This is a genomic window from Saccharothrix sp. NRRL B-16348 (assembly GCF_001280085.1).
GTDB lineage: Bacteria > Actinomycetota > Actinomycetes > Mycobacteriales > Pseudonocardiaceae > Actinosynnema.
The window spans coordinates 56,744-68,473 of the sequence record NZ_LGED01000214.1; the positions used below are offsets into that span (position 1 = coordinate 56,744).

An 11,730-nucleotide genomic window follows, 5' to 3' on the forward strand; every position below is an offset into this window, starting at 1 on the left:
CGACCGGTCAGTCCTCGAGGTCCTCGTCGTCACGCGCAAGGTAGGTGGCGAGGCGTTCGACGGCGGTCTCGAAGTCGGGGTTCAGGTCGACGAACGCCCGGAGCTTGTCGGCCAGCCACGCGAACGTCACCTCCTCCTCGCCCCGCCGGGACTCCAGTTCCTCGATGCCACGATCGGTGAAGTACACGGTCTTTCCTCCGCCAACGGGCCGAGCCGTCGAAACCCGGAGGCTTCGACGGCTCGGCGCGAACGATCAGATCCCTACTCGAACGCCTTCGCGATCAGCTCGCGCTGCTCGACCTCGTGCACCTTGGACGACCCCGCGGACGGCGCGGCCATCGGGCGACGCGAGACGCGCTTCACGGCGAACCGCGACGGCAGCAGTTCGGGCAGCGCCAGCCCGAAGAACGGCCACGCGCCCTGGTTCGCCGGCTCCTCCTGGACCCAGCGGACCTCGGTGGCGTTCGGGTAGCGGTCCAGGGCGGCGGTCAGCTTGCGCGCCGGCACCGGGTACAGCTGCTCGACGCGCACCACGGCGGTGTCCTTGACGCCCCGCTTCTCCTGCTCGGCCAGCAGCTCGTAGTAGATCTTGCCGCTGCACAGCAGGACCTTGCTGACCGCGCTCGGGTCGACGCCGGTCGGGTCGTCGATCACCGACTGGAACTTGTCCTCCACGAACGCCTCGACCGGGCTGACCGCGGCCTTCAGGCGCAGCATCGACTTGGGCGTGAACACCACCAGCGGGCGGTTCACGCCGTCCAGCGCGTGCCGGCGCAGCAGGTGGAAGTAGTTCGCCGGCGTGGACGGCACCGCGATCGTCATCGAGCCCTCCGCGCACAGCTGGAGGAACCGCTCGATCCGGCCGGACGTGTGGTCCGGGCCCTGGCCCTCGTGACCGTGCGGCAGCAGCAGCACGACGTCGGACACCTGGCCCCACTTCGCCTCACCGGACGAGATGAACTCGTCGATGATCGGCTGCGCGCCGTTGACGAAGTCGCCGAACTGCGCCTCCCACAGCACCAACGCGTCCGGGTTGGCCACGGAGTAGCCGTACTCGAAGCCGAGCGCCGCGAACTCCGACAGCACCGAGTCGTACACCATGAACTTGCCCTGGCTCTCGGCCAGGTTCTGCAGCGGCGTGTACTCCTCGGACCGCTTGCGGTCCACCAGCGTGGCGTGCCGCTGCACGAACGTGCCGCGCCGCGAGTCCTGCCCGGCGAGGCGGACCGTGCGGCCCTCCAGCACCAGCGACCCGAACGCCAGCAGCTCGGCGAACGCCCAGTCGATGCCGCCCTCGCGGGCCATCTTGGCGCGCCGCTCCAGCACCGGCTTGACCCGCGGGTGCGGGGTGAAGCCCTCGGGCAGGTTCACGTGCGCGTCGGCGATCTTCTCGATGATCGACCGGTCGACGCCGGTGGGCAGCTTGGTCGGGACCTGCTGCTCCTGCTCGATCGACGGCGAGGTCTTGATCGGGTGCTTCTCCAGCTCCCTGACCTCGTTGAACACGTGCTCCAGCTGCGAGGAGAAGTCCTGCAGCGCCTTCTCGGCCTCTTCGACGGAGATGTCGCCGCGGCCGATCAGGGACTCGGTGTAGGTCTTGCGCACCGAGCGCTTGGTGTCGATCACGTCGTACATCGCCGGCTGCGTCATCGAGGGGTCGTCGCCCTCGTTGTGGCCGCGGCGGCGGTAGCAGACCATGTCGATCACGACGTCCTTGTTGAACGCCTGCCGGTAGTCCACCGCGAGCTTGGCGACCCAGTAGCACGCCTCGGGGTCGTCGCCGTTGACGTGGAACACGGGCGCGCCGATCATCTTCGCGACGTCGGTCGAGTACTTCGACGAGCGCGAGTGCTCGGGCGCGGTGGTGAAGCCGACCTGGTTGTTCACGACCACGTGCACCGTGCCGCCGGTGCGGTAGCCGCGCACGAGCGCCAGGTTCAGCGTCTCGGCGACCACGCCCTGGCCGGCGAACGCGGCGTCGCCGTGCAGCGCGACCGGCAGCACGGTGAAGCCCTCGCCGCCCTTGTCGAGCATGTCCTGCTTGGCCCGGACGATGCCCTCCAGCACCGGGTCCACGGCCTCCAGGTGCGACGGGTTCGCGGTCAGCGACACCTTGGTCTCGCCGTCGCCGAACATCCGGAAGTACTTGCCCTCGGCGCCCAGGTGGTACTTGACGTCGCCGGAGCCGTGCGCCTGGCCGGGGTCGAGGTTGCCCTCGAACTCGCGGAAGATCTGCGAGATCGGCTTGCCGACGATGTTCGCCAGCACGTTCAGCCTGCCGCGGTGCGGCATGCCGATGACGACCTCGTCGATCTCGTGCTCGGCGGCCTTGTCCAGCACCGCGTCGAGCAGCGGGATGACGGTCTCGCCGCCTTCGAGCGAGAACCGCTTCTGGCCGACGTACTTGGTCTGCAGGAAGGTCTCGAACGCCTCGGCGGCGTTGAGCTTCGACAGGATGTACTTCTGCACGGTGGCCGGCGGCTTCTCGTGCGGCACCTCGACGCGCTCCTGGATCCAGAGGCGCTCCTCCGGGTCGAGGATGTGCATGTACTCGACGCCGACGGTGCGGCAGTACGAGTTGCGCAGCACGCCCAGGATGTCGCGCAGCCGCATCCGCTCCTGGCCCGCGAACCCGCCGACCGGGAACTCCCGGTCCAGGTCCCACAGGGTCAGACCGTGCGACAGGACGTCGAGGTCCTGGTGGCTGCGCTGGCGGTAGTTCAGCGGGTCCGTGTCGGCCATCAGGTGGCCGCGGGTGCGGAACGCGTCGATCAGCTCGATCACCCGGGCGGTCTTGTCGACCGCGCCCTCGGGGATGTCGGCGACCCAGCGGATCGGCTCGTACGGCAGCCGCAGCGACGTGAAGACGTCGTCGTAGAAGCCGTCCTCGCCCAGCAGCAGCTGGTGGATGCGGCGCAGGAACTCGCCCGACTCCGCGCCCTGGATGACGCGGTGGTCGTACGTGGAGGTCAGCGTGATGACCTTGCTGACGCCCATGTCGGTCAGGGCCTGCTCGCTGGTGCCCTGGAAGTGCGCCGGGTACTCCATCGCGCCGACGCCGATGATCGTGCCCTGGCCCGCCTGCAGGCGCGGCACCGAGTGGTTGGTGCCGATGGTGCCGGGGTTGGTCAGCGAGATCGTGGTGCCGGAGAAGTCCTCGGTGGTCAACGAGCCCGTCCGCGCCTTGCGGATCAGGTCCTCGTAGGCCTGCCAGAACTGCGTGAACGTCATGTTCTCGCAGCCCTTGATCGAGGCGACGACCAGCGTGCGGGCGCCGTCCTTGCCGGGCAGGTCGATCGCCAGGCCGAAGTTCACGTGCTCCGGCGTGATCACGAACGGCTTGCCGTCGACCTCGCCGAAGTGCCGGTTCATGTTCGGGTAGGCCTTGAGCGCCCGCACCACCGCGTACCCGATCAGGTGGGTGAAGGAGACCTTCCCACCGCGGGTGCGCTTGAGGTGGTTGTTGATCACGATGCGGTTGTCGGCCAGCAGCTTGGCGGGCACGGCGCGCACGCTCGTCGCGGTCGGAACGGTGAGCGAGAGCTCCATGTTCTTCGCGATGGCGGCGGCGGCGCCGCGCAGCTGCTTCTGCTCCTCGCCCTTCACCGGCTGCACCGGCGCGGCCTTGGCGGCCTGGGCGGGCGCGGGCTTGGCCGCGGGCTTCTGGGCCGGCTGAGCCGTCCGAGCCGTCAGTCCGGCCTGGGGTGCCTGGCTCTTCGGCTGCTGCTGCGGCTGCTGCGCGGTCGCCGGTGCGGCGGTCGGCGCGGGCTGGGCCGGAGCGGTCTTGGTGGCGGTCGTGGTGCCGTTCTCCGCTGCCGTCACGGACCCGTTGCCCGACCGCTGCGTCGACTTGTAGTCGGCGAAGAAGTCGTGCCAGGCCGGGTCCACGGACGACGGATCGGCGAGGAACTGCTCGTACATCTCCTCGACCAGCCACTCGTTGGGGCCGAACTGAGAAGCAGGACTGCTGCTGGACACGGCTGGCGCTCGCCTCTATCCATCTCGCTCTTGGTAATGACTCACTCATGGTCAGGCTAGTCCCCCGTCTGGTGCAGTTCACACACAGGAGGGGCAGCGCACCGAGTGTTCTCTCACAGAATCGGTCAGGTCATCGGTTCGTGTTATGGGTGCTTGAGCATCACTTGAGGTTAAGCCCGTCACACGGCTGGTTGTGCTTCAACTCGGAGTAGTTGTGCGCACGGTGGCGGTCGGTGGGGTGTGAGGTGTTCAGCCGGCTGAACCGTGGTCGTGGAAGGTGCTCTGACCTGCGTGTTCAACTTTCTGGTTGACTTCGACGGGCGGGGCTCGTATGGTTTGTTCAACCGAGAGGTTGAGTAAGGAGATGGCGGTGGACGACCAGTTGTCGCGGGTGTTCTCGGCCCTGGCCGACCCGATCCGGCGCGACATGGTGGCGCGGCTGGCGGTGGGCGACGCGACCGTGAACGAGTTGGCCGGGCCGTACTCCGTGACCGTGCAGGCCGTGTCGAAGCACCTCAAGGTGCTCGAGGACGCCGGGCTCGTCAGTCGCAGCAAGGAGGCGCAACGGCGGCCCGTCCACCTCGAAGCGGAGGTGTTCGACCTGATGACGAAGTGGATCGAGCGCTACCGGCAGGAAGCGGAGCAGCGCTACCGGCGGCTGGACGCCGTGCTCGCCGAGCTGGCGGACGACGACGCCGGACAGACCCGAGCTACCCGAGTTGAAGGAGAAGCATCATGACCACGACCACGCACCCCGAGACCACGATCAGCGCCGACCCGGCCCTGCCGACCATCCACATCACCCGGGAGTTCGACGCGCCGGTGGACGCGGTGTTCCGCGCGCACGTCGACCCCGAGCTGGTGGTGAAGTGGTTGGGGCCGCGCTCGCTGACCATGCGGGTGGACCGGTGGGACGCGTCGACCGGCGGGGCGTACCGGTACGTGCACGTGCGCGGTGACGAGGAGTACCGGTTCTACGGCTCGTTCCACGAGGTGCGGCCCGGTGAGCGGATCGTGCAGACGTTCACGTTCGAGGGCTTCCCCGACGGGGTGTGCCTGGAGACGTTGACGTTCGAGGACCTCGGTGGCGGTCGGTCGCGGCTGCACGGGGTCAGCGTGTTCGAGACGACCGAGGGCCGGGACGCGGCGATGGCCAGCGGCATGGAGACCGGGGTCGTCGAGGGGTACGAGCAGTTGGACGAGCTGCTCGTCGAGGGCTGAGCGATCGCTCTTCGCCCCGCAGTCCTCACGGGCTGCGGGGCTGCCTCGTGTTCGCAGGTGCTCGGCTTGGTGCTCAGGTGGTGGTCGGGTTGGTGGTCGGTTTGGGGTTGCCGAACCACTGGGTGGCGGTGTGTCGCAGGTCGTCCTGGTTCGGGTGTGCGTCGTTCGATGCCCACGCCACGTAGGAGTCGGGGCGGAGCAGGAGAGCGGTGACGTCGGTGCCGGTTCTTGCGTCAGCCTTTGCGCGGATGACTTCGACACCGCGGGCGTGCAGGTCGTCGTTGCCGGTCAGGTCGATCAGCAGTGGACGGGCGGTCCTGACCAGTTCGGCGAGGCGGACGGTGCCGTCCGGCGTGTGGAGGTCGAGGTCGCGGGCGGGCAGGCCGGTCAGCGGGTGGGCGTCGGCGTCGGCCGGGTAGCGGACGTCCGCGCCGGCGACCAGGTCGGCGACGGCTTGCACGACAGCCGGTTGGGTGAGCAGTTCGCCGAACAGTTCGCGCAGGCCGGTGACGTCGTCGCCCGGTGCCAGCAGTGCGGCCTGAGCCTGGGAGTAGGTGATGGTCCGCTCGGCGACCGGGCGGCGTTCGGCCTCGTAGGTGTCGAGGACGTCGGCGGTGCCGTTGATCGCGGCCGCCAGCTTCCAGCCGAGGTTGATCGCGTCCTGCAGGCCGAGGTTGAGGCCGGTGCCGCCGGCGGCGAAGACGTGCGCGGCGTCGCCGACCAGGAACACCCGACCGTCCCGGTAGCGCTCGGCGACCCGGGTGTTGCCGCCGTTGAGCCTGCGCAGCACGTGTGGGCCCGGGCCGGGGGGTGGGGCGAGCGGCACGTCGACGCCCAGCACCCGGCTGACGCTGGCGCGCATCTCGTCGAGGCTCATCGGGTCGGTTCGCGGGTCGACGGAGTCGGGTTCGTCCCACTCGGTGGTGGCGACCAGCGGCGGGCGGCCTGGTAGCGGCGCGTAGGAGAAGCCGCCGTGGGCGGTCCTGATGGGCAGGAACGGGCGGACCGGTCCGTGGCCGGGCACGTTCAGCGCGCCGGTGGTGGGGTCGAGCCACTCCGCCGGCACGGTGACGTGCGCGGTGCGGGTGGTGGTCCGGTCGTAGGTGACGCCGGGGAAGCCGATGCCGGCGGCCTTGCGGACGGGACTGTGCGCGCTGTCGGCGCCGACGACGTAGCTGGTGCGCAGCTCGTAGGTGCCCTCGGGGCCGTTGACGGTGAGGGTGACGGCGTCGTCGGTCTGGACGAGCCCGGTGAACTCGTGACCGCGGCGGATGTCGACGCCCAGTTCGTTCGCGCGTTCTTCGAGGACTCGGACGGTGGCCGGCTCGGGCACCGGGAGGTTGTAGATCGGGCTGTCCGGGAGGAGGGCGAGGTTCAGCGGCATGGCGGCGAACATGAAGTAGCTGTTGTTGGGGCGTGGCGGGCCGGGCTGTCCGCTGAGCCGCTCGAACAGGCCGCGGCGGTCGACCATGCGCACGACTTGGCCGACGAGGCCGTTCGACCGGGGTTCTGTGCTCGGTTCGCGGAGGCGTTCCAGCACGATCGGCCGGACGCCGCCCAGGGCGAGTTCGCAGGCGAGCATGAGTCCGTTCGGCCCACCGCCGACGATGACCACGTCCATGGGGTGTCACTTCCTCTGGGTTTGGGGGTTTTTGGGCATGGCTGGGAGCCCGTCGGGCGGGCGTGGGGCGAGGGGTGTGAGGTGAGGGGTGTGGGGCGTGAGGTGAGGGGAGTGGTTAGCGGGGGGCGGGCAGACCGGCGCGGATTTGGTCGAAGACCTCGCGGAGCAGTGGTGCGATCGACCCGGTGGGGTTTTGGGTCCAGCGGGTGAGGGCGGTGCCGAGGCCGGCGCTGACCACGGCGGCGACGAGCTGCGGGTACAGGTCGCCTGGGTCGGTGCCGGTGCCGGTGCCGGTGCGGGTGGCGATGGCGTTGGTCAGGTCGTCCTGGGCGGTGGCGTGGGCGCGGAACACCTCGTACTGGACGGCAGGTTCGGCGAGCAGCCGCTGGAGTGCGGCGGGGTAGCCGGTGGGGACGGTGCCGTCGCTGCCCGGTGGTGGTTCGAACTGGGCGACGACGGCGTTGACGAGGGCGTCCCAGAGTGGTTCGTCGGCTGGGCGGGCGCGCAGGGCTTCAGCGGTGCGTCGGCCGCGTTCCACGTGGGTGGCGACGATGGCTTCGGCCTTGTTGGCGAAGTAGTTGCGGAAGGTTCGCTCGGAGACGTTCGCGGCGGCGGCGATGTCCTCCACGGAGACGTTGTCCCACCCGCGTTCCAGGGTGAGTCGGATGGCGGCCTGGCTCAACGCGTAGCGCGTCTCCCGCTTCTTGCGCTCGCGCAGCCCACCTTCGCCGGTTGCCATGGGGTCAGCGTAGCGAATCTTTCCGGATCGGCAAGTTTGCGGATGTGGAAAGATTGCGGATCTGGGAGGTTGGTGGTGCTGTTCGGCTCGATTTGACATGGGGCCCTTACGGGCACTCCAGGCAGGCCAAAGCCGGCAGGCCCGGCGGGGTAAAGCGTCCCGCCAGGCCTCAGGCCTGCCGGCTTCGACCAGCCTAAAGCACCCGAACCCATGTCAAATCGGGCCTCAGCGGCGGTGCGGCGGGTCCGTCGTGGGGCGTTGGGGCAGTGGCCTCGGGGCCGGCTGCGGGTCCGTTGCGCCCGCTATAGGGGTCGGCAGGATGGAGCCGTGTCCAATGGCCCACGGCCGTGCGACAACGTGGTCGACACCAGGCCGGGCGCGCGTGGCACAGAGAGCCGGAGCCCTGGGGTCTAGTGGGTGGGGGTTAGTTCGCTGGGGTCGGTCTCGGTGGTGGTGCCGTGGGACCAGAGGCGGGCGTAGTGGTTGTTGGCGGCCAGTAGTTCGGTGTGGGTGCCCTGTTCCACGATTCGGCCCTCGGACAGGACGACGATCCGGTCGGCGCGGGCGGCGGTGGCGAGGCGGTGGGCGACGACGAAGGTGGTTCTGGAGCCGGCCAGGTGGTCGTTTGCGGCCAGGACCGCTGACTCGGTGGCCGGGTCCAAGGCGGCGGTGGCTTCGTCCAGGAGCAGGATGGTCGGTTGGACCAGTTCGGCTCTGGCCAGGGCGACCAGTTGGCGTTGGCCGGCGGACAGGCCTTGGCCGCGTTCGCCCACCTGTTGGTGGAACGCGTTGGGCAGGGCGGCGACCACGGGCAGGGCGCCGACGGCGCGGACGGCCGCCTCGATCTCGGCACGGGTGGCGTCCGGCTTGCCGTAGGCGACGTTCTCCGCGATGTCGCCGCCGAACAGGTGCGCCTCCTGCGGCACGATGCCGAGGCGTTGGCGCAGCGCGGACAAGTCGTAGGAGCGCAGGTCCACGCCGTCGATCAGCACCGCGCCGTCGGTGGCGTCGTAGAACCTCGCCACCAGTTTGACCAGCGTCGACTTGCCCGCGCCGGTGGCGCCGACGAACGCGACGGTCTCGCCGGGCGAGACGTGCAGCGAGACGTCCTCCACGGCGGGACGCGTGGTGCCCTGGTAGGCGAAGGTCACGTTGCGCAGCTCCACCTCGCCCCGCAGGTGCGGCACGGGCACGGGGTTGGCGGCCGGGGGGACGGTGGTCGGGGTGCGCAGCAGGTCGCCGATGCGGCTCAGGCCCACCCTGGCCTGCTGGTAGCCGTCGAACACGCCGGACAGCTGGTACAGCGGCGCGAAGAACAGGCCCAGGTACAGCACGAACGCCAGCAGCACGCCGGGGGACAGGGTGCCGTCCGCCACGCGGTACGCGCCGACCACGAGGATCCCGGCCTGCGCCACGCCCGAGAGCAGCGACAGGAACGGGAAGTAGGTGGCGATGTACCGCTGCGCCCGGATGCGGGAACGGCGGTAGGCGTCGCTGCGCTCGGCGAACGCCTCGGCGGAACGCGCCTCCCGCGTGTACGCCTGCGACACGCGCAGGCCCGAGACGTTCTCCTGGAGGTCGGCGTTGACCGCGCTGACCCGTTCACGCGCCTCCGCGTAGGCCGCCGACGAGAGGCGTTGGAAGATCACCGTCGCGATCAGCAGGATCGGCAGGACGCTCAACGCCACCAGCGCCAGGCCCGGATCGGTGACGACCAGCGCCACCGCGATGCCGACGACGGTCAGCACGCTGATCGCGAACGTGGTCAGGCCGGTCTGCAGGAAGCTGGACAGCGCGTCCACGTCGGTGGTCATCCGGGTCATGATCCGGCCGGCCATCTCGCGCTCGTAGTAGTCCAGCCCCAGTCGTTGCAGGTGGGCGTAGCTGCGCACGCGCAGCAGGTACAGCAGGCGCTCGCCGACCCTGGAGGTCACCACGGTGCCCGCCGCGGCGGACACCCAGCCCAGGACCACCAACGTGAAGCTGATCGCCGTCGCCGCCCAGAGCCAGCCGACTTCGCCGCCCACGACGCCCTGGTCGATGCCGAGGCGCACCAGGTTCGGCGACGCGACGGCCAGCGCCGTGTCGACCAGCAGGAGCCCGGCCACGCCCAGCATCGCCCAGCGGACGGGGCGGAGCAGGGTGCGCAGCCGGAAGCCCGGGTCGGGGGCGCGCGGGTCCTCGCCGTTCAGGACCGGCACGTCCGCGGCGGGCGGCAGTGCGTGCACGCGGGCCATCAGCTCCGGGGTCGGTGGGGTGCCGCCCAGCAGCGCCGACGCGCCGCCGCCACCCCGGGAGCCGTTGGTCGCGCCGACGGCCCGGTTCGCGGCGCGCACGGCCAGGTCGTCGGCGTTGTCGGGCTCGGGCCAGAGGTCCGGGGTCGTGCCGTCGGGGCCCGGTTCCAGCCTGGCGTCGGCACGGGGGTCGACCTGTTCGATCGCCTCGCCGGGGCCCGCGAGGAGCTCGCGGTAGAGGCGGCAGCGTCGGTGCAGCTCGTCGTGCGTGCCGACGTCGACGACCCGGCCCGCGTCCACCACGGCGATGCGGTCGGCCAGCGTGAGCGACGACCGCCGGTGCGCGATCAGGAGCGTCGTGCGCTCGGCGGTCACGGCGGCCAGCGTGCGGTGGATGGCGGCCTCGGTGGTGTTGTCCACGGCCGAGGTCGCGTCGTCCAGCACCAGGACGCGCGGGTCGGAGAGCAGGGCACGGGCCAGGGCGACGCGCTGGCGCTGCCCGCCGGACAGGGTCAGGCCGCGCTCGCCGACGACGGTGTCGTAGCCGTTCGGCAGGGCTTCGATGAACTCGTGCGCCTCGGCCGCCCGCGCCGCCGCCTCCACCTGGTCGTCGGAGGCGTCCGGCAGGCCGTAGGCGATGTTCGCGCGCACCGTGTCGGAGAACAGGAACGCCTCCTCGAACACCGTGCCCACGGTCCGGCGCAGTGACGACAGGCGCAGCTCCCGGACGTCCACGCCGCCGACGGACACCGCGCCCTCGTGCACGTCGTAGAACCGGGGCAGCAGGAGCGAGACCGTCGACTTGCCCGAGCCCGCGGTGCCGACGATCGCCAGGGTCTCGCCCGGTTCGACGCGGAGGGACACGCCCGACAGCACCGGTTCGCTGCGCGTGTAGCCGAACGTCACGTCCCGCAGCTCGACGGCCACCGGACCGGCGGGCACGTCGCGGTCGCCGTCGACGACCGTCGGCTGCGAGTCGACCAGCTCGTACACGCGCTCCACACCGGCACGGGCCAGCTGGGCGGTGACCATCAGGCTCGCCAGCAGGCGGGTCGGGCCGACGAGGGTGGCCACGTACGTCGCGAACGCCAGGAACGTGCCGAGGGTGACCTCGCCGCGCAACGCCATCCAGCCGCCGAGCGCCAGGACCGCCACCTGGCCGAGGTAGGGCAGGGAGTTCAACGTCGCGGACGGGCGGGCGGTCAGCCTGGCCGCGCGCATCCGCTCGGCGAACAGCAGCTCGGCGCGGGCCTCCAGGCGGGCGACCTCGCGGGCCTCCTGGCCGAACCCCTTGACCACGCGCACGCCGGTGACGGTCTCCTCGACGTGCTGCGCCACGTCGGCGGCGCGCTGCTGGGCCGACCAGGTGGCCGGGAACAGGGTCAGCCTGCTGCGGGCCGCGACCACCCCGACGGCGGGCACGATCACCAGCGCGATCACGGTCAGCAGCGGCGAGAGCCAGAACATCGCGACGATGGCCGCCACCGCGAACACGACCGTGCCGAGCGCCAGCGGCGTCATCGACAGCAGGCTGTTGACGAGCTGGAGGTCGGTGATCGAGCGGGACACCACCTGGCCCGTGCGCAACGCGTCCTGCTTCGGCCCGTCCAGCCGCTGCACCGCGCCGAACACCGCCTGACGCAGGTCGTGCTGCACGTCCACGGCCAGCCGGCCGCCGAGGAACCGGCGCACGAACGCGGTGCCGAAGGTCAGCAGCTCCAAGCCGACGAGGACGATCGCGAGCCACGCCAGGCGGTCCGTGCGGCCGACCATCGCGTCGTCGACCGCGACCTTGATCAGCAGGGGGCCGACGGCCTGCAACCCGACGCCGACGACGGCGGCGAGCACCGACAGCACCACGAGCGCACGGTGCTGCCAGCACGCCCTGGCGAGTCTGCGGATCCAGCCGTCGGAAGAAGTCACGTGGTCCAACATAG

The 11,730-nt window shown here is 70.6% G+C and carries 7 protein-coding genes; 2 read left to right on the plus strand and 5 right to left on the minus strand.

What is annotated here, in order from left to right; all coding sequences use genetic code 11:
- Positions 1-7: 7 nt before the first annotated feature.
- Together ADK67_RS28375 and ADK67_RS28380 are read right to left on the minus strand one after the other, a co-directional pair.
- The gene (locus ADK67_RS28375) at positions 8-187 is read right to left on the minus strand and encodes a DUF6104 family protein (protein WP_053719579.1); all 180 of its coding nucleotides are present in this window, start codon (positions 185-187) and stop codon (positions 8-10) included.
- Between the two features lie 74 nt (positions 188-261).
- A complete protein-coding gene (locus tag ADK67_RS28380; protein WP_082403938.1) occupies positions 262-3,978 on the minus strand; it encodes a multifunctional oxoglutarate decarboxylase/oxoglutarate dehydrogenase thiamine pyrophosphate-binding subunit/dihydrolipoyllysine-residue succinyltransferase subunit in 3,717 nt (1,238 codons plus the stop codon).
- Between the two features lie 364 nt (positions 3,979-4,342).
- Here ADK67_RS28380 and ADK67_RS28385 point away from each other — a divergent pair, with 364 nt between their 5' ends.
- Together ADK67_RS28385 and ADK67_RS28390 are read left to right on the plus strand one after the other, a co-directional pair.
- Positions 4,343-4,717, plus strand: a complete 375-nt coding sequence (locus ADK67_RS28385; RefSeq protein ID WP_197289654.1) for an ArsR/SmtB family transcription factor — start codon at positions 4,343-4,345, stop codon at positions 4,715-4,717.
- A complete protein-coding gene (locus tag ADK67_RS28390) occupies positions 4,714-5,199 on the plus strand; it encodes an SRPBCC family protein (RefSeq protein ID WP_053719581.1) in 486 nt (161 codons plus the stop codon). Before ADK67_RS28385 ends, ADK67_RS28390 begins: the two co-directional genes overlap by 4 nt.
- Before the next feature lie 73 nt (positions 5,200-5,272).
- Here ADK67_RS28390 and ADK67_RS28395 read toward each other — a convergent pair whose 3' ends face one another.
- From ADK67_RS28395 to ADK67_RS28405, 3 genes are all read right to left on the minus strand, one after another.
- A complete protein-coding gene (locus ADK67_RS28395; protein ID WP_053719582.1) occupies positions 5,273-6,820 on the minus strand; it encodes an FAD-dependent monooxygenase in 1,548 nt (515 codons plus the stop codon).
- Positions 6,821-6,935: 115 nt separating this feature from the next.
- Positions 6,936-7,559, minus strand: coding sequence for a TetR/AcrR family transcriptional regulator (locus ADK67_RS28400; protein WP_053719583.1), 624 nt, complete (start codon positions 7,557-7,559; stop codon positions 6,936-6,938).
- Positions 7,560-7,969: 410 nt separating this feature from the next.
- Positions 7,970-11,728 (minus strand): ABC transporter ATP-binding protein, encoded by a 3,759-nt coding sequence (locus tag ADK67_RS28405; protein ID WP_053719584.1) that lies wholly within the window; start codon positions 11,726-11,728, stop codon positions 7,970-7,972.
- Positions 11,729-11,730 lie beyond the last annotated feature (2 nt).